Below are 25,402 nucleotides of genomic sequence, written 5' to 3'. Positions count from 1 at the left end.
GGCTGGAAGTGGCTGACAGCGCTCGCGGGCGCGCCCGAGGCTGTCTCCTAGACTTGGCTCTCTGTGAGCTTGAACCTAGGAATCGTTGGTCTGCCGAATGTGGGTAAGTCAACGCTCTTCAACGCCCTGACACGCAACAACGTGCTGGCTGCCAATTACCCCTTCGCGACGATCGAGCCGAATGAGGGGGTCGTGCCGCTGCCGGATGCGCGGCTGGACGAGCTCGCGAAAATGTTTGAATCTGAAAAGATCGTGCATGCGCCGGTCACGTTCGTCGACATCGCCGGCATTGTCAAGGGCGCCTCGGAGGGCGCAGGTCTTGGCAACAAATTCCTCGCCAACATCCGCGAAAGCGACGCGATCTGCCAAGTGGTGCGGGTCTTCACCGACGACGACGTCGCCCACGTCGACGGCCGGGTCGACCCGAAGTCCGACATCGAGATCATCGAGACCGAGCTAATTCTGGCCGATCTGCAAACGCTGGAGCGGGCCCTGCCGCGGCTCGAGAAGGAAGCCCGCACGCACAAGGAGCGTCGGCCCGGGTACGAGGCCGCGCTGGCCGCCCAGGAGATCCTCAACGGCGACAAGACGCTGTTCGCCGCGGGCAAGTCGATCGACACCGCGTTGTTGCGCGAGCTGAACCTGTTGACGACCAAGCCGTTCCTCTACGTGTTCAACGCCGACGAAGACGTGCTCACCGATGCCGACCGCGTCGCCGCGCTGCGGGAGATGGTCGCCCCGGCCGACGCGGTGTTCCTCGACGCGAAGATCGAGGCCGAGCTGCAGGAGCTCGACGACGAGTCGGCCGCCGAACTACTTGAGTCGATCGGTCAGACCGAGCGCGGCCTCGACGCACTGGCCCGGGCCGGCTTTCACACACTGCGGCTGCAGACGTTCCTCACGGCCGGGCCCAAGGAATCACGGGCGTGGACGATCCATCAGGGCGACACCGCGCCCAAAGCCGCCGGGGTCATTCACACCGACTTCGAAAAGGGATTCATCAAGGCCGAGATCGTCTCCTACGACGACTTGATGGCGGCCGGGTCGATGGCCGCGGCCAAGGCGGCGGGCAAGGTCCGGATGGAGGGCAAGGACTACGTGATGGCCGACGGTGACGTCGTCGAGTTCCGCTTCAACGTCTAGGACGAAGCAGTAACCGCTGCTTAGCGCGCGGAACATCCCAGGTGCAGAAGCCGGACGCGGACGTGATTTCATAGACCAGTCAATGTTTTCTGCCTGATGTGCGCCATTGGAGGCGAAGTCATGAGTGGTGTCCCGACCCGCAAGGCTCGCCTGGCGCACGCAGCGAAGCACGCCGAGTTGTGGAACGCGGGGAAGAAAGACGAGTGGGTGGCCTCGTGGCGAACGATCTGCCCGGGCGAGGTCCGGATGTTCGACCCGGTCGGTACGGAGGAGAAGCATGGCTTCGCCGCCGCGACCTCGGAGGCGTTCGACATGTTCCAGTCGATCCTCAAGATCAAGATGATCACCGTCCAGGTGAACGGCAACGAGATGGCGTGGGTCTGCGAGAATCACTTTGGCGCGGAGCCCAACGTTCAAATGGCTTACAGCATCGAGACGTTCGCGTGGGACGATGACGGGAATCTGCTCATCAAGACCTACTATCCGATGCCTGAGTCCGTCGGTGCCGCCAGTGACCCCTACGCCCACTTGTTGGAAGGTCCGGAGTAGGGCGCATAGACGGTGACGTCGTCGAGTTCCGCTTCAACGTCTAGGACGAAGTCGGCTTCGGGTTGATCAGGCGTAGCAGACCCACCCTCGAAATGTGAACGCCGAGAAGAACTCGGTGACAGCGCCGAAGCCGGCGGCTCCCAATAGGCAAACGGTGATCGACATGCCAGCCCGACTCAGGCGTGCTGGGAGTTCATTCGAGGACCGCTCGCAGAGGACCCGCAACGAGCAGGCAGACCACTTCGCGGTCAGTTGGAGGGGCGGTACTCGGCTCGGCGGGGCGAGTTTCGGTGCTCTAGTCAGGTCTTCGCATGTGTCGTGGTCGGCGTTGTTCACATTGCGCATCGTGGTGACGTTTACCGATGACGCAATAGGGTCGAGTCCCGTTCAACGTCTAACCAAGCGAAGAGGGATGTGATGACTGAACACGTTCTGCTGACTGCCTATCGCGGCTACTTGGAATGCTTGAACGAGCGGCAATGGCCGAGGCTCGGCGAGTACGTCGCCGACGAACTGTCCTACAACGGGAAACGCATGACCCTTGCCGACTACCGGGCGATGTTGGAAGCCGACGTCCACGCGATCCCGGATCTGCAGTTTCACGCCGAACTGCTTCTCGCCGATGATCACATTGTGGCGTGCCGCCTCTACTTTCGGTGCAACCCGCGGCACGCGTTTTTGGGATTCGAGCCGCCAGGTCGGGAGGTCTCGTTCCCCGAACACGTCTTCTACAGGTTCGACGATCGGCGGATCGTGGAAGTGTGGTCGGTGATCGACAAGCAGGCCATTCGCGACCAAGACGTAGCATTTGTTGGTGAGTTTTGACGTCGCACCGGACGCCTACACCCGATTCATGGGCCGATATGCCGAGCCTCTCGCGGAAGTCTTCGCGGCATTCGCCGGGGTCGGCGAGGGCGACAAAGTACTCGACGTGGGTTGTGGGCCCGGCGCGCTGACGGCGCACTTGCTCTCGCTGGGGGCGGAGGTATCGGCTATTGATCCTTCACCGCCGTTCGTCGACGCGATCCGTGCCCGCTTCCCGGATCTCGACGTGCGGCAGAGCACCGCCGAGGAATTGCCCTACCAGACAGCGGCTTTCGACGCTGCGCTCGCGCAATTGGTGGTGCACTTCATGACCGATCCGGTGGGCGGTGTCAGGCAGATGCGGCGCGTCACTCAATCCGGCGGCGTCGTTGCCGCCTGCGTGTGGGATGGGCCCACCGGCGCACTGGCGCCGTTCTGGAACGCGGTTCACGTGATCGACCCTGACGCCGAGGACGAAGCGCTGCTGTCCGGCGCGCACGCGGGGCACCTGACTGAACTGTTCGAGAGCGCCGGCCTCCGTGATGTCGCAGAGGATTCGATCGTCGTCGATGTCGTGCATCCGACCTTCGAGCAGTGGTGGCAGCCCTACACCTACGGTGTCGGCCCTGCGGGTGACTATGTTCAGCGACTCGATGGCGATGGCCGTGCACGTCTGGAATCGGTGGCTCGCGAACGTCTTGGCAATGGGCCGTTCACCGTCACTGCCGCCGCATGGGCCGCGAGGGGGATGGTTTGAGCGCGACGTGGTCGGGTCCCGCGACACAGCGTCGCGATGACATGCGGACGTTATGTAATCCGTTATCGCGTGAACCACGCCTACGGAAGGCAGACACCGGCGATCTCAGGCCGGCACGTCGTCGTCACACTCGGCCTGCGCGACATCTTCCGTCGTTTGCGTCGCGAGCGACGCGCTGATTTCGGCCTGCCGCAACAGGAATGCCCGTTCGTCCAGCTTCTTGCGCCGCATCCAGCTTGTCACTTCGGCGTTGCATTTGCTGGTGTTGCACGAGCGGCAGCAGGGTACGACGTTGTTGACCTCGTAGCGTCCGCCGCGCGAAATGGGCAGCACGCAGTCCTTCTGCAGCGGTGTCGCCGTGGCACCGCAGTATGCGCAGCCGCTCCACGCCACTTTCAGTGCGTCCCATTGCGAATCGGTGAGTTCGTGCACCTTCGACGCGATGCGGCGCCTGCGGCGGCGCGCGTACCGCTTCGAGCGGGTCGGACTCCTGGACGGCACAGGCCGAATTATGGCGGCTGCTGGCGCGCTCGGGCGTGTTGAAGGTCGGCGTGTCGTAGGCCGGGAGGCTCAGTCCGAATCGGCCTCGCGACGCCTCAGCGCAGGTTCGTTGGTTTCGATGTACAGGCTGTGTTCCGGGTCTTGGCTCGCCGGGTCGTGCAAGCGTCGGGGCATGGGCCTCAAATTGCTGGGCCAGCTGGGATCGACGACGGGGTCGGCGCGGCCCTGCCGGACGCGGCGAAGGTAGAACACCCATGCCGCCACGAACAACGCCATCACCGCGATGGTGATGATCGGCGCGATCAGGCCTGTCATGAGCCCTCCTCTGCTGCTCCGGCTGCGACTGGACTGTCGATCCGACGGTAGAGGCCGTCGGACGTCTCAACATGGGTACTTCGGTACTCGTCGGGATTGGCACGATGTATCCGGCTCGATAAGGCAGAATCGCGCAGGTGACCACGCCGCCGCCGCAACGCCCCGGGGGGCCCGGTCGGCAAGGCAGGGGAAACCCGCACCAGGACCCCGCAACGCGGAGGATCCCGCGCCCGGATCGAGCACCCGAACCGCCTACCGAGCAGATCCGTGCGCGCAGGCAGCCTCCCGATGCAGCACCCACAGAAAAATTCCGTTCGCCGCCGCCGCCAGCCGGCACCCGGCCACCGCCGCCTACCGGCACCCGGCCGCCGCCACCACTGCGCGGTGGTCAACCGCCGCCAGGCGCAGCACCGCCCCCGCCGCCTCCGGGCGGCTCACAACCCGCTCCGCCGCCTGATGCGCAACCACCGGATGCCAAGAAGCGGCGCGGGAGGGGATTTTTCAACCGGCAGTCAATCATCCTGATCGCGGTCATCATCGTCGCTCTGGTGGCAGGCGGACTGGCGGGTGGCGAGCTCTACGCCCGCCACCGAGCCGACGGCGTCCTTGTCGACGTCGCGGAATGCGTTGTGCAAGACGGCGTCACCATCTCCTACGGCGTCAACCCGCCGTTTCTCTGGCAGCACATCACCGGCCACTACACCAACATCTCCGTCACCACCGCCGGGAAGCGCGTTCAAGACGCGGACGGGATGACCGCCGACGTGACCGTCTCAGATGTACGACTGCGGGATACCGGGGACTCCAAGGGCACCATTGGGTCGCTGACCGCGACGCTCGCGTGGAAGTCCGCAGGTATCAAGGACACGCTGGCAGCCAACCTTCCCGCTGTTGGGAGCTTGATCACCGGTGTGCGCACCGACCCGGCCGCAGGCACGATCATCGTGGACGCCGGTGAGAACAGCGTCACGGCCAAACCCGTTGTCACCGACGGCGATCTCAACCTCGAGGTACTGGACGTCACCGGGCCGCTGCCGAAGGACGCGGTGCAGACGGCGTTGAACGATCTGACGAAGAAACTGAACGACAATTATCCGCTCGGAATCCACGCCGACAGCGTCGAAGTCACCGACACCGGAGTCGTCGGCAAGTTCTCCAGCCAGAACGCGTCGATCCCCAAAGAGGACGCGAACCCCTGCTTCGCGCGACTGTAGGACCGGCTAGCGCGATATCAACCGGAAGACGGGAACTGTGCGCCCGACGGCTGCCGCCTTCCCCCGGTAGTCGCCGTAACCGCTGTAAACCTGTTCGGCCAGTCCAAACAGGCGGGCGTGTTCAGCGGATTCCGTGACTTCCTCTGCGATGAAGGGCTCGTCGCCGAATTCGCATTGCGGATTGGCCTTGAGGTTGTAGTACCACTGGGGGTGCTGCGTTCCGCCGTAATTGGAGGCGATCAGGATCGGGTCAGGTCCGTCGTGGAAGTAGGTGAGTTGATGCTCACGCCCTAGACCCGATTTGGCGCCCGTGCTGACCAAGGGGGCGGTCGACATCGTGCCGAGGATCCACGGATAGCGACCGCCGGTCACACGGAACAACCACGGGTCGATGCGAGGGAAAAGGCGGCGCGCTACGAACTGCCCGGGACGAGAACGGCTCCAGCCCTCCATGGCCCGGTACAAGTGGCCGTGCTTCTTGGTCGGATCCACGTAGTGAAGCGGCATGGGCGGACGCGCCGGGTACTCGATTCGGCAATTCAGTGACTGGGGAACGCGCTGCCGGCCACCACTTGAACGTGCAGCGGCAGCGTGATCTGCTCCGGGTGATCTTCGAGGCGGACGGTGTAGACGTGCATCCCGCCGTTGGGCTCGACCGGCAGCGTGATCGTCGGCGTCACCATGAACGCGATCTTGCTGGGCACTGTGAAAGTCGAGGATCGTGCAGGCGTCCATTCCTGACCCGACGGGCCTGCCGCGTCGATGTGCAGGACGAATTCCTTACCCCGGTCCTGCCGGGTGACCTCGCAGAAGACGACGCAACGGGTGGCAAAGGCCGTCGAACCGTCGGCGACGGTCGTTGAATTCCAACACCCGCCGGTCACGTTGAGCATGTCGTCGACCACTTCGGCGTGGTTGGCGAAGAAAGCATTCGTCAGGCGCATGCCTGGAAGCTATCAGTGATTAACCGAGTACCACGGCGATCTCGTCGCTGAGTTTGAATCCCTCTGTCAGCGGCAGCAGATCGCCGCTCCAGAACTTGCCAGGGTCGAACCAGCTGGAGTGCTTCTCGGTCGTCAGCAGCCCCATCTCCTCGTAGGTGATCGCGACGGTCTCTGCGCAGTACGCAGTCTCCAACCCGACCTGGCGTTCTTCGGCCTTCCTGCGTCGAGCAGATTCGCGAACCCTATTGTCCAAGAACGGGATACCCCTGGTCCAGTCGGCCGCTGTCGGAACCCGGCCGCGAAACCACCGGCCGGTGAGCCGTGCCGTGCTTGGGAACGGTGTGCCGTCCATGCGTGCGATGACGCGGAGCACCTGGTCCTCCTGCTCACGGGTGGCGTCGGGGGTGAGCTGGCGCAACCAGCAGCGCTGGCCGTAATTGTTGATCCAGCGTTCGACGGCCGCCCGTGCGTCATTGAGCTGAACACCGCGGTGGTTGGTGCCCGTCCACATATCGAGGAGCTTGTCACCGAGTTCGGCGTGCCACATCAGCGGCGGCATGTCGTCGATCGCGACGGTCATCCCGACGTGGTTGACCGGCGCATTGGTCATCGTCTGGATCGCCCGATCCGGCTTCGAATCGCCCCGGAACAGCCAGATATCCCCGGTGCGGGTCTCGTCGAGGGCGCGCGCGAGGGTGACCGTGTTCGCATCCACAGCCGCAGCTTAGGCACACTGGCGGTCATGCACAGCATCTGGAAGTGGGTTGGACTGGCCGGTGTCGCCGGTGTGGTGGCCGGCGGTGCGCTGGTCGCACGCGATCAGCGGCGCCGCAACGCCTACACACCCGAAGACATTCGGGCGAAGTTGAACGAACGATTGGCGGAGTCGGAAAAGAAGGGCTGACGCCCGCTCAGGCGGTCGCGGTGGCTGCGTGTGCGAGGGCGAGTTTCTCGTGCAACTGCCCCATGGTAAGCACCCCGCCACGCCGCCTGCCATCAGTTCGAGCGCCATTTGGTGACGGTCGTCGCCGCGCATGCTGGCGGACACACTCCTCGATGAGCATCGGGCGGAACCCGCGGCTGAGTACGGCGCATGGTGTCCACCGAGAGCCGCCTCCTGGGGGCGACGGCTGACATAGCAGTCCACAACGGGAATGCCCGATTCACGGCACATTTGGAGCATCGTCGCGATATTTGCGACCACCCGCTCGGCGATGTGGGCGGCGGCGGGTGCCCTCGCGACCGATGGGTCCAGGAAGTCGCGCTGTAGGTAGATCGTGAGTGCGACGGTCTTCGCGGGATCGATGACGAGCAGCTCGCGCATCGCGCTTGTACTCCTCATGGTCGTGTACCTGAACTGTCCGGTTCGTGCGGTGTCCTTGCAGCTACACCGATCGTGGTGCCGGTGGGTGCTGGCGGGCAACAGCGGATGCCCGGATGATTCGGCGTCGCAATAGTTTCGGCTCGTTCAGCTGAATGGGTGGGCAGCATGTTGGCCAACCCATCCGATTCCGCCGAGTATTGCGACACCGATCCCACCGACCGTTTCCCAGAAGCCGGGGTTTCCGGATTCGGGGGCGGGCTGCGGCTCTTCACCGTCTCTGGGCAGATGGACTTTCATGGGCGCCCGCCCGTCACCGAAATTAATGTCGACGGTCGTGCCCTCTGACCGGCTTTCTTCCCGCAGGCTGATTCGCGTGCCGTCATCGAGAACGCTTTCGACGCCGTTGTACGTGCTCGGTGCGGCTGGTGCACCGTTTTGCGTCAGCCAGTCGTAGAGCGCTCGGATTTGATCGGACGTTGGCAGCTCACGAACGTGCGGCCGCTTACCGGGAGGAAGCGGGTCGACAATCTTGAAGACGTCATCGGCGTTGTGCGGTCCTTTTCCATCGACGGGAGTCAACGGAGGACCGCCGCCGATCCCGAAGTCAAGGCTCTGAACACCGTCGGACGATTTCTTGATCTGTTCTGCAACCCGATGATCCGTCGCGGCGAGTTGTTCTGCGCTGTGCCAGATCTGGCGTGCCATTGACGTGGCCTGCGCGCGCTTCGCCTCAGAAGCGGGCGTCCCGTCGTCGTCGTAGGAGACGCTGAGGTCGTCGCCAACGTGGAAACCAGCCGCCCGCGCCGCATTCACCGCGGCCAGTGTCTGCTGGCGCGCCGATGCGAGCGCTTCGGCGCCCGCACGCGCAGCTGCCGACGTCGCGCGAAGGTGGTGAGCGGTGGCACTCACCGTCGTGCGATCGGCCAGTGCGCGTTCCTGGGCGGCGGTGGCCGCGGCGCCTTCCCAGATGCTCCCGCCCGGCGTGTATGAGTGGCGCACGACTTCGGAGAGCCTGTCTTCCCAGCGGGAAGCGGTCGCATCCCACCACCCCGCGGCCGCGGTGAGGTGTTCGGTGTCCCACGACTGGATCTCCGATAAACGCAGCATCGCGCCGCCGGTTGTGGCGGCCATGTCTACCGGGCGTCCGGTACGGCTACGAGGGCGGCTGTGGACGCGCGTTCGGCTGTGGCAAAGGCAGTTCCGCTGGCGGACATGGCACTCCCGGTCGAGCGCAAACGGGTCGCGATGGCCCGCTCGGCCTCCGCGGCAGCGTCAAGGGCGGCTTTGACAGCGGCCGTCGTTGACTGCGGACTTTTCACGGCGAACGAAGGTGCGCCCGTCCCGGTGAATGTTGCCGCGACGGCGTCAATTTTGGCAGCCGCGTCGCGCAGCGCCGCAGGATCGACGTGGATTGACGCCATTCACCCAATCTAAGGCAGGCCAGCGGGTGTTGAGCGCGCAGAATTGCCGCGAGGGGCCGGTACAAGCACCGGTAGCGTTGGGGCCGTGTCATGGCTACGTGATGAAGTGCTTTTCCGGACGCAGAGGGGCCTGTTTGGGTTGAAGGCGGTGCGCAATCTCGCATATCGGGAGGATCCCGATCGGTCGCCGGAGGCCATCGGGGAGGTGACGTCGGAGTTGGTGCGCGCGTTGCTCCGCGACGGGCTCGCGGTCGTGGGGGACCGCACCGAGTCGGGGTTTGTGAAGCGGTCGGATCCCCACAACGACCTACTCGACGGCACACAGGAAACCTGGTTGCAGCTGACCGAGGCGGGCCGACTTGCGGCGAACGCAGTTCCGGTCACGAAGAAGGAGAGGTCGCCGGATAGCGCTGTCAAGCAATTCGGTTGGCCCCTGCTGGATGCTGCGCGGGAGGTCCTCCTTTACGGCACGATTGATTGGGTCGAACTGGGTCAGATCCACTGGCGTGTCAAAGAGGTCAGCCCTGATGTGCCGATCGAGGTGGTTCAGCAGCGAACTCTGCAATTGATCGCCGAGTTGGTGGAAGAGGAACTGGCGGTGATCGGGCAGATCGAGAAGAACGCAGATGGCCTGGTGCCGTGGAATTGCTCGTTGGAGGTGGCGTTGAGTCGTATTCGCGCCTTCTACGTCGATAGGTACGACGAAACCGCGATGTGGGAATGGTGCTGCCTGCTGGACTTGACTCGCCTCGGCGAGAAGCTGGCGTGGGAAATCGAGGCGCAGACCGCGCCCTAGGTGACCGCATACAGGCGGTGTCTGCCCGAGAACCCCTTGAGCTCGACATCGTTGCCGTCGTCGAATGAGATGTCATCGCAGGCGACGGCCTCGCGAACCGGTTCGCTGACCAGAGTCTGGCCGCCGTCGGCCTGCGCAGCCACCCGCGCGGCCATCGCGACGTTCCTGCCGAACAGGTCGTCGCCCCGCCGCACCGACTTGCCCGTATGGATGCCGATGCGCACCCGGATCCCGTTGGGGCGCCGCCGAAGTGCCCGTTGTACGTCCATGCCGCACCGCACCGCCTGTTCCGGTTCGGCGAAGGCGATCATGAACCCGTCGCCCTGACTCTTCACCACGTGGCCGCAGTGACTCTTCACATACCGGCGGACCAACTTGTCGTGCCTGCCGATCAGGCGGACCCAGGCTCGGTCGCCGATGCGCTCGTTGAGCGCCGTGGACTCCTCGATATCGGAGAACAGGATCGCGACTTTGCCGTCAGGCGCCAGCCTTGCCAGGTCGGGCCGCTCCACCTCGGCCCAGTCGGCGAGGTCCTCGATCGAGGAGGCAACCGCGGCGCCGAACCCCTCCTTGCGGATGATGTTGGCCGTCTGCCACATCGTCTTGACGGCCTCCCGGCCGCCGGACAGCAGCGCGTTGCGGGTGTCGACGCGGCTGCGCAGTTCGTCGGCCTCGCGTCGGGCGCGGTTGAGCTGCACGCCCAGCACGACGATCACGACGGCCTCGGCTGCGGCCACGACCGCCAGCACGTAGGTGGCGATCTCCGTACTTGTCACCGCTCAAGTATTGGATGCTGGTCCTGTGAAGCCGCACCCGCCCTACTACGAGAGCAGATTCATCCGCGCCAATGATCCCGGTCGTGCGCAGGCGATATGGCTGCGTTCGACGCTGCTGCTGCCGACGTCGGGGGCGCCGGTCGCCGACTCGTGGGTGATGGTGTTCGACCCCGACGGGGCAGGCAATCGGGCGCTCAAGCAGCCATTTCCGATCGACCAGTCCGACTACCAGTACGACACCTGGACCGCGCGCATCGGCGCGACATCCATCGACGACCGGTCGGCACGTGGGTCGGTGGACGGCGCGGGCCGGTCGGCGCGGTGGGACCTGCGGATCACGCCGGGCGATGAGGCGGCGGTCAAACTACTCACCGACCGCGGGTACAAGGCCAAGTTCCCGACGGCCAAGACGATGGTTCGCCATCCACTCGCACGGTTCGACGGCAGCGTCGAACTCGACGACGTCCACCTGAAGGTGGACGGCTGGACCGGGAGCGTCAACCACAACTGGGGCCGCCGCCACACACCCGCCTATGCATTCGGTCAGGTGTGCGGATTCGACGGGGCGCCCGGATCGAGCCTGGAGATCGTGACCGCGCACGCCGCGGTCGGTCCCATTTCCTTGCCTGCCGCCACGCTTCTGGTGCTCCGGCACGACGGGCGAGAGGTGGCAGTGCGCTCGGTGCTGGCGACCCGCCATACGCGCGCCGAGTACCTGCCGTTCAGCTGGTCCTTCGGGGCCCGCGTGGACGATGTGACGGTGGACGGCGAGATCACCGCCGAGCCGCCCGACGTGATCGGGCTGACCTACACCGATACCGACGGCGACTCGAAGTTCTGTTACAACTCCGCGCTTGCGACCTGTCGTATTCGACTGTCCGGCAGCGGGAGTGCCCGCCGGGAGCTGGTCGCTACCCGGCGGGCGATGTTCGAGATACTCACCGATGCCCGCAACGCCGACGTGCCGCTGTTGGCGTAGTTCTCCCGGCGAGAGTTCTCCCGGCGAGCAGACGCAAAGTGCCCCTAAATGCCCTCGATTGGGGGACTTTTGCGTCTGCTCGCGGGGGAGGGGGAGGCGAGGTAAATCAACGCCGCCAGGGCGGCCGAGCCGATCGTGCTCAGGTCGACGCCGCCGGCGATATCGGCAAGCGGTCCGACATACAGCGTGGTGTTCACCGTCAGCAGCCCGAACGTGGCACCGACCACCCATGCGACGACCGCAGGCATGTTCCAGCCGCCGACGAACCAGTACCGGCCGTCGCGTCGGCCATCCGCGAACGCCTGAAGGTCAACGGGGTCATAGGCTTTCGTGCGCAGGGCGCCGATCGCCAGGATCGCCACCCACGGCGTGATGACGGCATTGAGCGCCACCGTCATGGCGGTCACCGAGTCGATCGCGTCGAACACGAACACGCCGACATACAGCAGGGCGATGGCGACGGCGGCGGTGATGATCGTGGTCTGCGTCCGCTTCATCCGTGGCGCCAGCCCCTCGAGATCGAGGCCGCTGGCGTAGACGCACAGCACGCCCTGGCTCATGCCGCCGAACAACGAGATCACCACGATGGGCAGGACGTACCAGGCGGGCGACGCTGCGACGAGGTCGTCGATGTAGGAGTCGGTCGGGTTCGCGAACGCCAGCGCGGTGAACGCGCCGAACAGGCTGGGCAGCAGCACCCCGATGAACATCCCGATGCCCAACGCCGTGCAGATCTGCCTGTCGCTGAACCGGATGGACGAGATGCGCCGGGTGTAGTCGCCGATGGTCGGCCCGTAGGAGATCGGCGCGGCGGCGAAGAGCACCGCCGACAGCGCCCAGGTCTGCCAGAAGCCGCCCAATGCGTACTCGCCGCCCGACGTGCTGGGGTCGAAGCCGCCTGCGAACGCGAATACCCCGAGGATCATCAATCCGCCGACGACGGGCACCACGATCTTCTGGATGGCGACGATAGTGGCGTGGCCGTAGAGCGCGACGGTCACCATCAACGCCGCGACTGCAGCGTATGCGACAGCGTGCACGAGGTCGCTGTCCGGCGTGCCGAGCAGGCGGTGCCCGGCGGCGACGAGGGCGTCGCCACTGGTCCACACCGTGACCGCTGCGAAGGCGAGGGCGATCGCCAGGGCAAGACCGGATCCGATGAACCGGCCGCGGATGCCGAAGAAGGCCCCGCTGGAGACGGTCATGTTGGTGCCGGTGCGGGGCCCGATGATCGCGGTGGGCAGCACTGCCAGAGTGCCGAGCGCGGTGCCGACGGCCATCGAGGCGACGGTCTGCCAGAAGCTCAGGCCGAACAGGATCGCGAAGGCGCCGAAGACGACGTTCGTCCAGGTCAGGTTGGCGCCGAGAAACACCGCCGACAGGTTGCGCGGCCCGGAGTCGCGGGCCTCTTCGGGCAGGTATTCGACGCCTGCGGCTTCGATCGCGCCGACGCGGTCCTCGGTGGGCTCGGCGGCGGGCGCAGGCAGTGTTGCGGTCATGGGCTGCTCGATTCGACTTGTTGACGGGTAGCTCAATAGTGTTGATGTAGTGTTCAATAAGAATCGGGATTCGTCAATAGGAGGATGGGACTTGAGCGTCGAAACGCGGGACGCCAAGCGCAAGCTGCCCGCCGAGCGGCATGGCGAGCTGCTGGCCAAGGCCGTCGAGATCAGCGCCGCCGAGGGACTGTCGGCGGTGACCCTGCGTCGCGTCGCCAGCGATCTCAACGTGACGCCTGGCCTGGTCAGTCACTATTTCTCGTCGGCTGAACAGCTCATCACCGCGGCGTTCACGACGGCCGCGGTGGCCGATCTGGCCGACGCGAGGACCCGAGTTGCCGCCGCCGAGACGGCGACCGCCAAGATGGACGCGCTGATGGACTACGTGCTCGACGAGTCAAGCGAGGACGCCAGCGCGCTGTGGCTCGACGCGTGGAGCCTGGGTCGGCGCAACGCCGCGTTGGCCGCCGAAGCCAACACTCTGACCGACGCGTGGCTCGAGATCCTCGCGGACATCGTTCGCCTCGGCGTCGGCTCCGGTGAGTTTCACGCGGCAGACGCCGACGTCGCGGCACGGCGGCTGTTGACCATGATCGACGGGCTCGGCGCGCAGATGGTGGTGCGAGCCGTTCCGTCGCGCGAAGCCAAGCACATTGCGCGGTCGTATTTCACGTCCGAACTGGGCATCGCCGAGCGGGATTGAGCGAACCCGCTATTTGCGTCGTCAATTACCGGCCCCGCCAGCGACGGAGCCCTATGCTTAGCGCGTAAAACAGTCCATGACCGGCGGAGGGATGCATGGCCGGCGCGGAGGCAGCGAAATGACCGGCGATCTGCTGACAGGGCGCGACAGCGAACTAGGCGTGATTCGTCGTGCGCTGAGCGGGACGGGCAACTACTGCGGTGTCGTCATCTGCGGCGCGGCAGGCGTCGGCAAGACCAGACTCGCTCGAGAGGTGCTGGCACGCGCACAGGCCGCGGGCGAGCGCACGAACTGGATCACCGGCACGGAGTCGGCCCGACCACTGCCGCTCGGCGCGTTCACCGGATCCATCGCGGAGACGGCTCCGGGTTCGATGCCCGACGTGGGCCGCCTCATCAATTCCTTTGTCGCCCAACAACGTCAGGGCAAGGTGCTCATCGGTGTGGACGACGCGCACCTGCTCGACGGTTTGTCGGCGCACGTCGTGCACCAGCTTGCCCAGACGCGCGGGCCACGGCTGGTCGTCACCGTGCGCACCGGCGAGGCCGAACCGGACGCCGTCACGGCGTTATGGAAGGACGGCCTGCTGGCCCGGCTTGATCTCGCACCCCTGTCGGAGGCGGGAACGCGCAGCCTGATCGAGTCGACTCTGGGCGGAGCGGTGGACGCCCGCAGCGCGCAGCGGTTCTGGCGATTGACCGGCGGCAACGCCCTGTTCCTTCGCCAGCTGGTGACCGATCAGGTGGCGGCAGGGCGGATGCGGCAGGTCGCAGGGGTGTGGATGTGGGACGAACGGGTTGCGGTGTCCCAGAACATCACCGACATGGTCGGCCGCCAATTGGGTGAGCTGTCCGACGGGCTGGCGCTCGTGGTCGACACGTTGTCGCAATGCGAGCCGCTGGCCGTCGATGTGCTGTGCGAAGTGGCCGATCGCGCCGATCTGGAGGCCGCCGAGCAGATGCGACTGGTCACCGTCGAGCGCTCGGGCAACGAGCGCATGGCGCGATTGGCGCATCCCCTCTTCGGGGAACTCCGACGGGCCAGCGCGGGCGAAATGTATCTGTCTCGAATTCGGGGCAAGCTGGCCCAGGGACTCGCCAAGAAGCCCGACGCCGACATGCAGTCGACCGTGCGGCGCGCCCTGCTCACGCTCGAGTCGGATCTGCCCCCCGATCCTGAACTCTTCGTCGACGCCGCGCGCTTCGCGATGACGCTGCTGGATCTCGATATGGCGGACCGGTTCGCCGACGCCGCGGTATCGGCGGGGGCGAGCGAAGCGCCCGGCGTTCAGGTGATGAACCTGGTGTTGCATGGTCGCGGCGACGACGCCGAGAAGTTGCTCAAGGAGATCACCGCCGACGGCCACGAGGACGCGCACCGATGGTCGACCGTGCGTGCCGCCAACCTGATCTGGATACTCGGCAGGCCCACTGACGCCGCGGCCATCCTCGAGGGTCTTGCCGCAGGCCCGGAGTCGCCGACTCAAGCCGAATCGCGGGCGGCGGTGGAGGCGTGTGTCGACGCGGTGTACGGCCGTTGCCAGTTGGCAGCCGAAAAGGCCTCCGCTGCACTGAATTCGGAGCAGCTCGGAGATTTCCACGCGATGATGGCGTCGTTCGCGTTGGTGATGGCGCTCGGGGCTCTGGGCCGGGGCGACGAGCTGGCGGCCGTCGCCGACCGGGCGCTCGACCGTGCGTCGACGTCCTTCCAGACGGCACCCCTGCGGTTCTGGTTCGGTGGCGTCTTCGCGCGCGCCTGCAGGCTGACCGGCCGCATCGACGACTGTGCGAAGGTCGCCAAGCAGATGGCCGACTCCGTGAACGACGTTCCCGGACTGGCCTACGCCAACCTGGTATTTCTGCTCGGCCAGTCCGACCTGATGCGCGGGGAGCTGCCAGGCGCCGTCAAACTCCTGCACGAAGCACTGGCCGGCGTCGAGCATCACGGCATCACAACGGGTTTGCGGCCCGCGACCTGCTTCGCGCTGACGGAGGCGCACGCCAAACTCGGCGAGGCGGCGGAAGCGAACGCAGCACTGGAAGAGGCGCGGGCGAACGTGCCGGATGCCTATGTGTACATGCACACCGCCCTGGCCATCGCGACCGGATGGGCGCTCGCGGCAGGCGGATACCTGTCCGACGCAGTGACGGCCGTTCGCGACGCCGCGGCGAAGGCACGCGACCGCGGTCAGCTGACCCATGAACTGCTCTGCCTGCAGGTGGCAGCGCAATGGGGCGATCCCTCAATGTCGGACCGGGCGCGTGAGCTCGCAGGCGAGTTGTCTCTGCCGTTGGCCGATGCCGTTGCGCGCCATGCCGAATCACTTGCAGCCAAGGATGGCGAGGGCCTGCTTTTGGCGTCGAATGACTACCGGGCGCTGGGCGATCGAGCGGCTGCCGCGGATGCGGCAGCGCAAGCGGCGGTGGCCTTCTCGCAGAGCCAACAGCGCAGACGCCGGCTGTATGCCGCCGCGATCGCGCAGGGGCTGTCCGACGAATGCGGCGGTCTCAGCACGCCCGCATTGCGAAGCCCGACCGGTCATCCGCTGACCGAACGGCAGCGCGAGATCGTCGAATTGGCGGTCGCGGGCATGTCGAACAAAGACATCGCAAAGAAGCTCTACATGTCGGTCCGCAGCGTCGAGGGACACCTGTACCGCGCATGTCAGCGCGTCGGCGCCAATTCCCGCGAGGAACTGGCCGCGATCATCCGGAAAGGTCCGGCAGCAGCGGATTGACGGTGCCCAACATCGACGTTGCGGTCACGCTTGTGGCTGGATCAGGGTACCCGAACTCTAATTGCCGGTAGCTCAAATTTATTGTGCGACAGGCGATCCCGCTATAACCGAATTGCGCGCGCAGGCAGGTGTGCGTAGCATGGCTAATAGCGAAGGGGAGTAGCCCCCAATCAGGTAATCGACATACTGGCGTCGCGGTCACACCGCACAGCCCGGTTACCCGGACCGGCCAACGGCCGGTGGGCGAGACCTTCGGCCGGATAGACCGTATTGGTTGTCGGCCGGAGGATGACTTTCTTCCGAGCGGCAGCCGCACCGAACAGGGAGTGGTACGTGTTCGCCGCCTTGCTGTTGAGCTTCGCCGTGATCTTCGTCGCAGAGCTCGGGGACAAGTCCCAGCTGATGGCGATGACGTTCGCGCTGCGTCATCGCTGGTGGGTGGTCCTTGCTGGGATCACCGTCGCGACCACTGCGATCCACCTCATTTCGGTCGCGGTCGGCCACTACCTCGGTGCTGCACTGCCGACGCATCTACTCGGCATCCTGGCCGGGGCGGCGTTCGTTCTCTTCGGGCTGTGGACGCTGCGAGGCGACCGCCTCAGCGATGACGAGGCCACCAGGGCCCAGCGGTCCACCGCACCCGCGTTCTTCGCCGTCACGTCGGCGTTCCTTCTTGCCGAACTCGGCGACAAGACGATGCTCGCGACAGTAACCCTCGCGGCGGACAACGACTGGGTGGGCGTGTGGATCGGTTCGACGCTCGGCATGGTCGCCGCCGACGCGCTGGCCATCCTGGTCGGGGCGATCGCGGGCAAGCATCTGCCAGCGCGGCTCATTCAAATCGTCGCGGCGGCGTCGTTCCTCGTCTTCGGCATCTACATGCTCGTCGAGGGAACCGTCCCGGGCCTCCCGGTTGTCGTGATCGTCGCGATAGCGGTGGGCGTCGTCCTGCTTCTCGGCGCCGCGCTGCGTGCGATGCCGCAGCGGTTACGTCCTGCAGTGATGCGCACAAAGCCTGCGGTGAGGCGCACCGAGCCCACCCGAGCGGCATCGGACGAGAACCCAGAGCCGGCGCGATCCGGCGCGAGCAGACGCAAATAGCCCAATTTTCAGAGCCTTTCGGGTACTTTTGCGTCTGCTCGCGCGTGGGCCCGCTCGCGCGTGGGCCCGCGAGGGAAACTAGAAGCCTTCGGTGAGCACGCGATCCAGCGCGTCGACATAGAAGTCGGCGGCTTCGGTGTCGATACACAGCGGCGGCTTGGTCTTGAGGATGTTCATCTGATCGCCCGTCGGCTGTATCACCACACCGAGTTCGAGCATCCGGTCGCAGATCGCCGCCGTCTCCTCGACCGCCGGTTCGAGGGTGTCCCTGTCGCGGACCATCTCCACGCCCAGATACAACCCGACGCCGTGCACGGTGCCGATCATCGAGTGTTTGTCCTTCAGCGCCTGCAATCTCGTCTTCAGGTGGGCGCCCACCCGCGCGGCGTTCTGCTGCAGCCCCTCGTCCCGGAGCGCATCGAGGACGGTGATTCCGATCGCGCAGGACAGCGGGCTGCCGCCGGTGGACGAGAAGAAATAACCCTGGCTGGAAAACCTGTCAGCGATCTCCTTGCTGGTGATCACCGCGCCGAGCGGATACCCGTTGCCGGTCGATTTGGCGACCGAGACGATGTCGGGGACGACGTTCTGCTGTTGGAAACCCCAGAACCAGTTGCCCAGCCTGCCGTAGGCGACCTGCACCTCGTCCGCGATGGCCAGGCCGCCGCAGGCCCGCACCGCGGCATAGACCTGCTCCAGGTAGTGGTCGGGCAGCGCCATGCCGCCCGCGTTGCCGTACACCGGTTCGGCGATGAACGCAGCGGGCGCGCGGCCGCCGGCGATCAGGCCCTCGATCTGCGCCACCGCCTCGGCTGCGTACCGGATCGCGTCGGCGCCGCGGAACTTTCCCCGGAAGCTGTTCGGCGATTCCACCGTATGCACCCAATCCGGGCGGGTGGCAAGGGCATTCGGATTATCGGCCATCGATGTGGAGATGGCGTCGGTGGCATACGTCCACCCGTGGTATGCCTCGCGTACTGCCACGACATCGCGTCTGCCGGTGGCGGCCATCGCCAGGCGCAACGCCAAATCGCTTGCCTCCGAACCGGAATTCACCAGGAACACGGTGTCCAGCGGTTCGGGCAGCATCGCGGCCAGCCGCTCACTGAACTCGACCACCGCCTCGTAGTTGAAGCGCGAGTTCGTGTTCAGCCTCCGCAGCTGCCGGGCCGCGGTTTCGGCGATCCGCGGATGGGCGTGGCCCAGCACGGTGACGTTGTTGACCATATCGAGGTAGGACCGGCCCGCCGTGGACATCAGGTGGTGCCGCCAACCCCGTTCGATCTGAGGCGGTTTGGCGTAGTAGTGCTCCTGTACCTGCGCGAAGCTTTCGTCGCGTCGAGCCAGCAGATCATCGGCGCGATGCGATTCGGCCACGGCGGGCAGACCGAGGACCTGGCGCGGATCGCGGCTGAGCGCCAGCCAGCCCCTCGACAATTCGGCGGTCGTCAGCCGCGGCGCGGATGGCGCGCCGACAGGCCGCACGCCGACTTCGGCCCACCGGCCCGACGCGGCGTCGGCGAGCGGGTCACCGGCGCGCAGTAGCGTTCCCGGCGCAGGCAGCGGGGCGACGCCGGACAGGGTCAGCTCGTACTCGCCGCCGCGAAGCGTGACGCTGTCCACACCGCCGCAGTCGACGACTTCGCCATCCCACGGCGCGACGGCGCGGGCGTCCGCGGCGGGCCAGAGGCTGATACCGGTCGGCACCACGTCGGGACTGTCCTGGCTCAGCGGCGTGGCCCGGCTCAGCCGCGGCTGGCCGAAGCGGGTGACCACCAGCGAGGCGCCGTCAGCGACTGCGGCCCTTGCGAGTTCGCTCTCGACATCGGTGCGCAGCCAGCCGCCGGGAACGAACGCCGAATCGAACGCATCGGCCTGCGCCGACAGGTCGAGGGTCACCACTCCGGCCGGATCGACGCCGTCGATGAGCGCGGTGTCGACGTGCACATCGCCCGGCTTGCCCGCCAGCCCGAGGTCGGCCTTGATCAGCGCGGTCATCACGTCGACCGGGATCGATGACGCCTGCTCGAACATCCGTATCTCGCCGTCGGTCTGCTCGGTGACGTAGGCGTTGTCGGGGTCAAGCGCGGCCTGTTGTGCCCCGCTGACAATCAGCACCGCTGTGCGCAGCACAAGCAGCGGCCACAGGACCTCGGCCTCCTCGACGGTCAACGGCCGGATGGCGTGAAATGCCCGCACTCCAGGAAGGATCGAGGTCGGATCACTGCCGACGTGGCCGAGCACCGACGACACCGCGATCGCCAACTCCGACACCGCCCAGGTGTGCGACAGGTCGCCGAAGTCGATGATGCCGTCAGGGTGCGCCGCTGTGCCCACGCCGCGAGTCACGACGACGTTGGCGTCCGTCAGATCGAGATGTGTCGCCTGTCGCGGCAGCCGCTCGGCCAGCGGGGATATCCGTGACCAGGCGCTTGCCGCGGCTTCGGAGACCTTCGCCCGCTGCCACGGGTCGGCGACGTGGGAAAGCAGTTGCGCCACAACGTCGGCGCCATACCGCAGGTCCCACTGCAAGGCCCGGTCCAGGCCCGGATGGGTGAACCAGGCCAGCGCACGACTGACGCGGCCCGCCACCTCGCCGAGACTCGCGACAGCGGCAGGCGGAAGGTAGCCGGACTCGAGCAGAGTGCCGCCCGGCAGATACCTCAGCAGCCGGACGTAGGCGGTCTTATCCAGCAATCCCGTTATCACCGTGCACTTCTCGCCGGCGACGTTGGGCAGCGGCGCGGCCACCCGCAGCGATGGTTCTGCCTCGGCGATCAGTTCGGCCGCCGCATCCTGGGCCTCCAATTCCGTTGCGTTGAAGGCGGGGTTGGCGACCTTGAGCACGCCGAGGACGTCGTCGTCTGAGTCATAGATGATGAAGTTGCAGTCCTGGTTGCTGCCCAATAATTTGGCCCGCGCGGTCATCCCGTAGTGCTGCGCGACGATCTGCTCGGCCCGCGCTTCGGTCACCTGAGGGCCGGGCAGCTCAGGTTCTTCGAGGAAGTTGAAGCCGACTGTGCGGCGTGGAGTGCTCACCGGTTGACGAACTGCACCACGACTTCACTGAACGCGTCGTTGTCGTCGCCCGCTGCGGTGTGCCCGGCGTCCGACAACTCGGCGAACTCGGCGCGCGGCACGGTATCGAGGAAGTGCTTCACGCCTTCCTCGCTGACCACGTCGGAAAGGCCCCCGCGGATCAGCAGAATCGGAATCTTCAGATCGATGGCTGCCTGCTCGAGCTTCTCTTCGCGGACGAACGAATCGTCGACGGGCTTGGTCAAGAACGCTGGGTCCCAATGCCAGAACCAGCGCCCGTCGCGGAAGCGCAGGTTCTTCTTCAGGCCCTCGGGGCTGCGCGGTTTCTTGCGGTGCGGCAGATAGGAGGCCACGGCTTCGGCGGCATGTTCGAGCGACTCGAAGCCGTGCAGACCGCTGGCCATGAAATCGCGGATGCGTGCGCTGCCGTCCTTCTCGTACCGAGGAACCACATCGACGAGCACGAGCTTCGTCACCTGCTCCGGGCCCGCCTCATGGGCGGCAAGGATGCCGGTCATTCCGCCCATGCTGGCACCGATCAGGATGACCGGACGCCCGATCTGGTCGATCACCGCGCGGGTGTCGGCACATAGCGCATCCACCGAGTAATTGGCGTCGGGGGAGCGGTCGCTGTCGCCATGGCCGCGCGAGTCCAGCGCGATCACGTGCAAACCCTCGTCGGCCAGGATCTGGCAGGTGTTCTTCCATGAGTACCGGTTCTGTCCGCCGCCGTGCAGGAAGAGCACCGACGGCCCGTCGCCTCCGTTGTTCCACTCGTCGGCGATCAGCGTCAGCCCGTCGGCACCCCGAAACTTCACCGTTTGCAATTCGCTTTGCCCAGCGCTCACGGACGTCCTCTCGGGCCTTGTCCCCGCGCTCACGTTACCCAGCGGAGAATCGCCCATATCCGGCTGGTGACCAAACGGCGCAGTGCAGCCAGATTTGCCGGGCGCCCCCGTTCCTGGCGACGCTGCGGCAGGAGGTCGACGCCCTGGCCGACCGGCCACATTAGATGAGTTTCGGCGGGCCGCGGAGTCTGCATGGGGGTAGCACTGCACATACAGAGAAAGGAACACCCCGATGCCGGCCATCACCCCGTCGCTCTGGTTCGACAACGACCTCGAGGCAGCCGCCGAGTTCTACACCTCGATCTTCCCGAACTCGTCGATCGAGGAACTCCACCGAACAACCGGAGCAGGACCCGGCGACCCGGGCGATGTGCTGTCGGGCTTCTTCGTGCTGGACGGCACGCGGTTCATCGGTATCAATGGCGGACCGCACTTCCAGTTCTCCGAAGCGGTGTCGTTCATGGTCCACTGCAAGGACCAGGCCGAAGTCGATTACTACTGGAATCGACTGGTCGACGGCGGTGAGGAGTCGCAGTGCGGCTGGCTCAAGGACCGCTTCGGGCTGAGCTGGCAAATTGTGCCCGACCGGTTGTTCGAGCTGATCAACGACCCGGACCCGGCCCGTGCGACCGCCGCCACCAAAGCGATGCTCGGTATGCGCAAGATCGTCGTCGCCGAACTCGAAGAGGCCAGCGCCAACGCGTGAAAAAGGACTAACGTCCTCAAATCGCTGATAAGCGAATCTCTGCTGCCCGCCGTGTGTAAATTCCAGCCAACAGCCCCGAAGAGTCGAGGCTGAAGTCGGAAGGTCGGCAGCCGATGTCGGTGAGGTGCATGCGGAACGGGGGCCGCTGATGGTCGCGTCCACCGTAATTGCCAAGCCGGTGCGCGCATTTGGCGGCTTCTACGCGATGGCGCTCGACACGTTCGTGTTGATGTTCAAGCCGCCCTTTGCGTGGCGCGAATTCATCTCGCAGGCTTGGTTTGTCGCGCGGGTGTCGATCGTACCGACGCTGATGTTGACGATTCCCTACACAGTCCTGTTGACCTTCATCGAAAACATCCTGCTGACCGAGATCGGTGCCTCCGATTTCTCCGGAACCGGTGCCGCGCTTGGCACGGTGCGTCAGATCGGGCCGATCGTCACGGTCTTGGTGGTCGCCGGCGCCGGCGCCACCGCCATGTGCGCCGACCTGGGCGCGCGGACCATTCGTGAGGAGCTCGACGCACTGCGAGTGATGGGCGTGAATCCCATTCAGGCGCTTGTCGTTCCACGCGTGCTGGCCGCCACCATCGTATCGCTGGCGTTGGCCGCGACGGTGATCCTCGTCGGCATCTCCGGCGCCTACTTCTTCACCGTCTACATCCAGCACGTCTCACCGGGCGCCTTCGCCTCCGGCCTGACCTTGATCATCGGTGGCACCGACGTGACGATCGCCCTGATCAAGGCCGCCCTGTTCGGGCTCTCCGCCGGAATGATCGCCTGTTACAAAGGCATATCCGTCGGCGGTGGTCCGGCCGGTGTCGGCATCGCGGTCAACGAGACCGTGGTGTTCACCTTCATGGCGCTGTTCGCCATCAACATCGTCGCAACGGCGGTCGCGATAAAGGTGACGATGTGACGATCTCGCGGCCCCACTCGCAGTTCCCTTGGCTGAAGGGCCAGTTTCGCCGCATAGCCGACCCCTGGAACCGGATCGGGCAGCAGACGAAGTTCTACGGCCGAACAATTGCCTCGATCCACTATGCGTTCACCGACTACCGGGTCGAACTGATCCGGATGATCGCGCAGATGGGGCTGGGGGCAGGCGCGCTGATCATCATCGGAGGAACCGTCGCGATCGTCGGCTTCCTCACGGTGACCACCGGCGCTCTGGTTGCGGTTCAGGGCTACAGCGACTTCTCCGAGATCGGCGTCGAGGCCCTGACCGGGTTCGCGTCGGCCTTCTTCAACGTCCGACTGATCGCGCCGGCCACCACCGCGATCGCACTGTCGGCCACCATCGGTGCCGGGGCGACTGCACAGCTTGGCGCCATGCGGATCAACGAGGAGATCGACGCGCTCGAGGTGATGGGTATCCGCAGCGTCGCCTACCTGGCCTCCACGCGCGTCGTGGCAGGCCTGCTCGTGGTGATCCCGTTGTACTGCATAGGCGTTCTTGCGTCGTTCTGGGCGGCGCGTTTCGGGACCACCGTCCTCTACGGCCAGTCGACTGGCGTGTACGACCACTACTTCAGAACGTTCCTGAACCCGACCGACTTGATTTGGTCGTTCGTACAGAGCATCGCCTTGGCGGTGGTGATCATGCTGATACACACCTATTACGGCTTCACCGCGAGGGGCGGCCCTGCCGGGGTCGGCGAAGCGGTGGGGCGTGCGGTGCGTACCTCGCTGATCTTCTCGGCTTTCGTCCTCGTCATGATCTCGCTGGCCGTGTACGGCCAGTCCGGCAACTTCAACCTGGCGGGTTAGCGCCGTGGACGAACGAGATACCGGTCTGCACCCCGCCTGGCACACACTGATCCTGCTGGTGATCTTCGCCCTCTTGACCTGGCTGACGTACGCCTTGTTCATGGGCACCTTGAAGTCCGTCGTCCCGGTCACGTTGACCTCCGAGCGCTCCGGCCTGGTGATGGAGACGAACGCGAGGGTCAAACTGCGCGGAGTGCAGGTCGGGAGGGTCTCCGCGATCAAGGGTGGCAGCCAACCGGTGGCGCTGACGCTGGAGATCGACGCGGACAAAATCAAATACATTCCCGCGAACGTCGAGGCCCAGATCCGGGCAACGACGGTGTTCGGCGCCAAGTTCGTCGACCTGGTGTACCCCAGCGATCCCAGTTCGCAGCGGCTGGCGGCCGGTCAGGTGCTGAAGTCACGCAATGTCACCGTCGAGGCCAACACCACGTTCCAGAACGTCGTCAAGGTGCTCGACCAGATCGACCCGGCCAAACTCAACAGCACGCTCTCCGCGCTCGCCGAGGGCGTACGCGGCCAAGGCGAGCGGATCGGACAGGCCACCACCGACGCCAACCAGGTTCTGCTCGAACTGAATCCGCGCAACGAGACCATCCGCGAGGACTTTCGAGCGCTCAAACGGTTCAACGACGCCTATAGTGCTGCAGCGCAAGACATCCTGGCCACACTCAACGCGGCAAGCACGACGAGCGTGACAGTCACCAACAACGCCACGGAACTGGATGCGCTGCTGATGGCCACCATCGGGCTGTCCAATGCCGGCATCGAACTGTTGGCGCCCAATCAAGCCAATCTCATCAAGGCCGTCAACGTCCTCGAGCCGACGACGAACCTGCTGTACAAGTACAACCCGGAATACACCTGTCTGCTCGTTGGCGCCAAGACCCTGCTGGACACCGGCGGCTACGAGGCGCCAGGCGGCAACGGGCGATCACTGGTGCTGGACACCACGCTGTCGCTCGGAGACGACCCGTACCACTATCCGGACAACCTGCCGGTCGTCGGCGCCAAGGGCGGGCCGGGCGGCAAACCGTCGTGCGGCTCGCTTCCCGACGTCGCGCAGAACTGGCCGGTGCGCAATCTCGTTACCAACACCGGGTTCGGCACCGGCATGGACTGGCGCCCCAACCCCGGCATCGGGTTCCCCGCCTATGCCAACTACCTGCCGGTCACCCGCGCGGTGCCCGAGCCGCCGAGCATCCGCAATCTCTTCGGTGGTCCGGCACCGGGACCGATCCCGTATCCGGGCGCCCCGGCCTACGGTGCAGACCTCTACGCGCCGGACGGTACGCCGCTCTGGCCTGGACTACCCCCGGCACCGCCGCCCGGCGCACCCCGGGATCCCGGCCAGACCCCGGGCTCCGAGTCGTTCGTGGTTCCCGCGCCTGCGCAGATGCAGCCGACACCGCTACCGCCGATCCCGTTGCCGCGGGAGGCGGCACCGTCACCGTGATCATCCGACCGTCAGCCCAGAAA

Annotated in this window: 25 protein-coding genes; 15 read left to right on the top strand and 10 right to left on the bottom strand. The window is 65.7% G+C overall.

The genetic code is table 11. From position 1 onward, the window contains the following. The first annotated feature begins 63 nt into the window (after positions 1–63). The 4 genes from ychF to D6M19_RS12085 all read left to right on the top strand — a co-directional run bounded on the left by ychF (position 64) and on the right by D6M19_RS12085 (position 3,253). Positions 64–1,143: a redox-regulated ATPase YchF gene (gene ychF / locus D6M19_RS12105; protein WP_123025454.1), complete on the top strand. Its 1,080-nt coding sequence runs from the start codon at positions 64–66 to the stop codon at positions 1,141–1,143. 120 nt (positions 1,144–1,263) lie between these two features. Next, a complete protein-coding gene (locus D6M19_RS12100; protein ID WP_123025453.1) occupies positions 1,264–1,692 on the top strand; it encodes a hypothetical protein in 429 nt (142 codons plus the stop codon). A gap of 417 nt (positions 1,693–2,109) precedes the next feature. Next, positions 2,110–2,517 carry an ester cyclase gene (locus tag D6M19_RS12090; RefSeq protein WP_123025452.1) on the top strand — a complete coding sequence of 136 codons (408 nt, stop codon included), beginning with the start codon at positions 2,110–2,112 and terminating at the stop codon, positions 2,515–2,517. After that, positions 2,507–3,253 (top strand): class I SAM-dependent methyltransferase, encoded by a 747-nt coding sequence (locus D6M19_RS12085; RefSeq protein ID WP_123025451.1) that lies wholly within the window; start codon positions 2,507–2,509, stop codon positions 3,251–3,253. Before D6M19_RS12090 ends, D6M19_RS12085 begins: the two co-directional genes overlap by 11 nt. A gap of 105 nt (positions 3,254–3,358) precedes the next feature. Here the strand turns inward: D6M19_RS12085 and D6M19_RS12080 are convergent, their stop codons facing one another. Together D6M19_RS12080 and D6M19_RS12075 are read right to left on the bottom strand one after the other, a co-directional pair. Further along, a complete protein-coding gene (locus D6M19_RS12080; RefSeq protein ID WP_123025450.1) occupies positions 3,359–3,754 on the bottom strand; it encodes an HNH endonuclease in 396 nt (131 codons plus the stop codon). Between the two features lie 69 nt (positions 3,755–3,823). Then, positions 3,824–4,069 (bottom strand): hypothetical protein, encoded by a 246-nt coding sequence (locus D6M19_RS12075; RefSeq protein ID WP_123025449.1) that lies wholly within the window; start codon positions 4,067–4,069, stop codon positions 3,824–3,826. A 548-nt stretch (positions 4,070–4,617) separates the two neighbouring features. On the opposite strand from D6M19_RS12075, the gene D6M19_RS35165 reads away from it, so the two are divergent. Beyond that, the gene (locus D6M19_RS35165; protein WP_327389787.1) at positions 4,618–5,283 is read left to right on the top strand and encodes an LmeA family phospholipid-binding protein; all 666 of its coding nucleotides are present in this window, start codon (positions 4,618–4,620) and stop codon (positions 5,281–5,283) included. Between the two features lie 6 nt (positions 5,284–5,289). Here D6M19_RS35165 and D6M19_RS12065 read toward each other — a convergent pair whose 3' ends face one another. The 3 genes from D6M19_RS12065 to D6M19_RS12055 are packed head-to-tail and all read right to left on the bottom strand — an operon-like array spanning position 5,290 to position 6,942. Then, entirely contained in the window at positions 5,290–5,790 is a 501-nt protein-coding gene (locus tag D6M19_RS12065; protein ID WP_123025447.1) for a nitroreductase/quinone reductase family protein, read from the bottom strand. Between the two features lie 32 nt (positions 5,791–5,822). Then, on the bottom strand, positions 5,823–6,227 hold the full coding sequence (locus D6M19_RS12060; RefSeq protein WP_123025446.1) for a hypothetical protein: 405 nt from the start codon (positions 6,225–6,227) through the stop codon (positions 5,823–5,825). 19 nt (positions 6,228–6,246) lie between these two features. Beyond that, positions 6,247–6,942: a guanylate cyclase gene (locus D6M19_RS12055; RefSeq protein WP_123025445.1), complete on the bottom strand. Its 696-nt coding sequence runs from the start codon at positions 6,940–6,942 to the stop codon at positions 6,247–6,249. Between the two features lie 27 nt (positions 6,943–6,969). On the opposite strand from D6M19_RS12055, the gene D6M19_RS12050 reads away from it, so the two are divergent. Continuing rightward, positions 6,970–7,131, top strand: coding sequence for a hypothetical protein (locus D6M19_RS12050; RefSeq protein WP_123025444.1), 162 nt, complete (start codon positions 6,970–6,972; stop codon positions 7,129–7,131). A gap of 564 nt (positions 7,132–7,695) precedes the next feature. On the opposite strand, the gene D6M19_RS12040 is transcribed toward D6M19_RS12050, so the two are convergent. Continuing rightward, the gene (locus tag D6M19_RS12040; protein ID WP_123025442.1) at positions 7,696–8,682 is read right to left on the bottom strand and encodes a hypothetical protein; all 987 of its coding nucleotides are present in this window, start codon (positions 8,680–8,682) and stop codon (positions 7,696–7,698) included. Positions 8,683–9,057: 375 nt separating this feature from the next. Here D6M19_RS12040 and D6M19_RS12030 point away from each other — a divergent pair, with 375 nt between their 5' ends. Next, positions 9,058–9,768 (top strand): class III extradiol ring-cleavage dioxygenase family protein, encoded by a 711-nt coding sequence (locus D6M19_RS12030; RefSeq protein WP_164478446.1) that lies wholly within the window; start codon positions 9,058–9,060, stop codon positions 9,766–9,768. Here D6M19_RS12030 and D6M19_RS12025 read toward each other — a convergent pair. Then, positions 9,765–10,544, bottom strand: a complete 780-nt coding sequence (locus tag D6M19_RS12025; RefSeq protein WP_123025439.1) for an adenylate/guanylate cyclase domain-containing protein — start codon at positions 10,542–10,544, stop codon at positions 9,765–9,767. The two genes, D6M19_RS12030 and D6M19_RS12025, sit on opposite strands and share 4 nt — an antisense overlap. A 25-nt stretch (positions 10,545–10,569) precedes the next feature. Here D6M19_RS12025 and D6M19_RS12020 point away from each other — a divergent pair, with 25 nt between their 5' ends. Then, on the top strand, positions 10,570–11,523 hold the full coding sequence (locus D6M19_RS12020; protein ID WP_206428505.1) for a hypothetical protein: 954 nt from the start codon (positions 10,570–10,572) through the stop codon (positions 11,521–11,523). Between the two features lie 44 nt (positions 11,524–11,567). Here D6M19_RS12020 and D6M19_RS12015 read toward each other — a convergent pair whose 3' ends face one another. After that, entirely contained in the window at positions 11,568–13,022 is a 1,455-nt protein-coding gene (locus D6M19_RS12015) for a purine-cytosine permease family protein (RefSeq protein ID WP_123025438.1), read from the bottom strand. A 91-nt stretch (positions 13,023–13,113) separates the two neighbouring features. Between D6M19_RS12015 and D6M19_RS12010 the strand changes: the two genes are divergently transcribed. The 3 genes from D6M19_RS12010 to D6M19_RS12000 all read left to right on the top strand — a co-directional run bounded on the left by D6M19_RS12010 (position 13,114) and on the right by D6M19_RS12000 (position 17,563). Further along, complete coding sequence (locus D6M19_RS12010; RefSeq protein WP_164478445.1) at positions 13,114–13,725, top strand: TetR/AcrR family transcriptional regulator; 612 nt, start codon at positions 13,114–13,116, stop codon at positions 13,723–13,725. A 118-nt stretch (positions 13,726–13,843) separates the two neighbouring features. Continuing rightward, positions 13,844–16,462 carry a helix-turn-helix transcriptional regulator gene (locus D6M19_RS12005; RefSeq protein WP_164478444.1) on the top strand — a complete coding sequence of 873 codons (2,619 nt, stop codon included), beginning with the start codon at positions 13,844–13,846 and terminating at the stop codon, positions 16,460–16,462. A gap of 333 nt (positions 16,463–16,795) precedes the next feature. Continuing rightward, positions 16,796–17,563 (top strand): TMEM165/GDT1 family protein, encoded by a 768-nt coding sequence (locus tag D6M19_RS12000; RefSeq protein WP_123025513.1) that lies wholly within the window; start codon positions 16,796–16,798, stop codon positions 17,561–17,563. A 78-nt stretch (positions 17,564–17,641) separates the two neighbouring features. Here the strand turns inward: D6M19_RS12000 and D6M19_RS11995 are convergent, their stop codons facing one another. Together D6M19_RS11995 and D6M19_RS11990 are read right to left on the bottom strand one after the other, a co-directional pair. After that, the gene (locus D6M19_RS11995) at positions 17,642–20,602 is read right to left on the bottom strand and encodes an aminotransferase (protein ID WP_123025436.1); all 2,961 of its coding nucleotides are present in this window, start codon (positions 20,600–20,602) and stop codon (positions 17,642–17,644) included. Continuing rightward, a complete protein-coding gene (locus tag D6M19_RS11990) occupies positions 20,599–21,450 on the bottom strand; it encodes an alpha/beta fold hydrolase (protein ID WP_123025435.1) in 852 nt (283 codons plus the stop codon). Before D6M19_RS11990 ends, D6M19_RS11995 begins: the two co-directional genes overlap by 4 nt. A gap of 232 nt (positions 21,451–21,682) precedes the next feature. On the opposite strand from D6M19_RS11990, the gene D6M19_RS11985 reads away from it, so the two are divergent. The 4 genes from D6M19_RS11985 (at position 21,683) to D6M19_RS11970 (ending at position 25,379) form a co-directional block, all read left to right on the top strand. Then, entirely contained in the window at positions 21,683–22,156 is a 474-nt protein-coding gene (locus tag D6M19_RS11985; RefSeq protein ID WP_123025434.1) for a VOC family protein, read from the top strand. A gap of 148 nt (positions 22,157–22,304) precedes the next feature. After that, a complete protein-coding gene (locus D6M19_RS11980) occupies positions 22,305–23,072 on the top strand; it encodes an MlaE family ABC transporter permease (RefSeq protein ID WP_123025433.1) in 768 nt (255 codons plus the stop codon). Continuing rightward, positions 23,069–23,923: an ABC transporter permease gene (locus tag D6M19_RS11975; protein WP_123025432.1), complete on the top strand. Its 855-nt coding sequence runs from the start codon at positions 23,069–23,071 to the stop codon at positions 23,921–23,923. The genes D6M19_RS11980 and D6M19_RS11975 overlap by 4 nt, the downstream gene beginning before the upstream one ends. A gap of 4 nt (positions 23,924–23,927) precedes the next feature. Further along, a complete protein-coding gene (locus D6M19_RS11970) occupies positions 23,928–25,379 on the top strand; it encodes an MCE family protein (RefSeq protein ID WP_123025431.1) in 1,452 nt (483 codons plus the stop codon). Positions 25,380–25,402 lie beyond the last annotated feature (23 nt).

The sequence above is a fragment of the Mycolicibacterium stellerae genome (assembly GCF_003719305.1).
GTDB classification, from domain to species: Bacteria; Actinomycetota; Actinomycetes; order Mycobacteriales; family Mycobacteriaceae; genus Mycobacterium; species Mycobacterium stellerae.
This window is presented reverse-complemented; position numbering and strand designations above follow the sequence as displayed.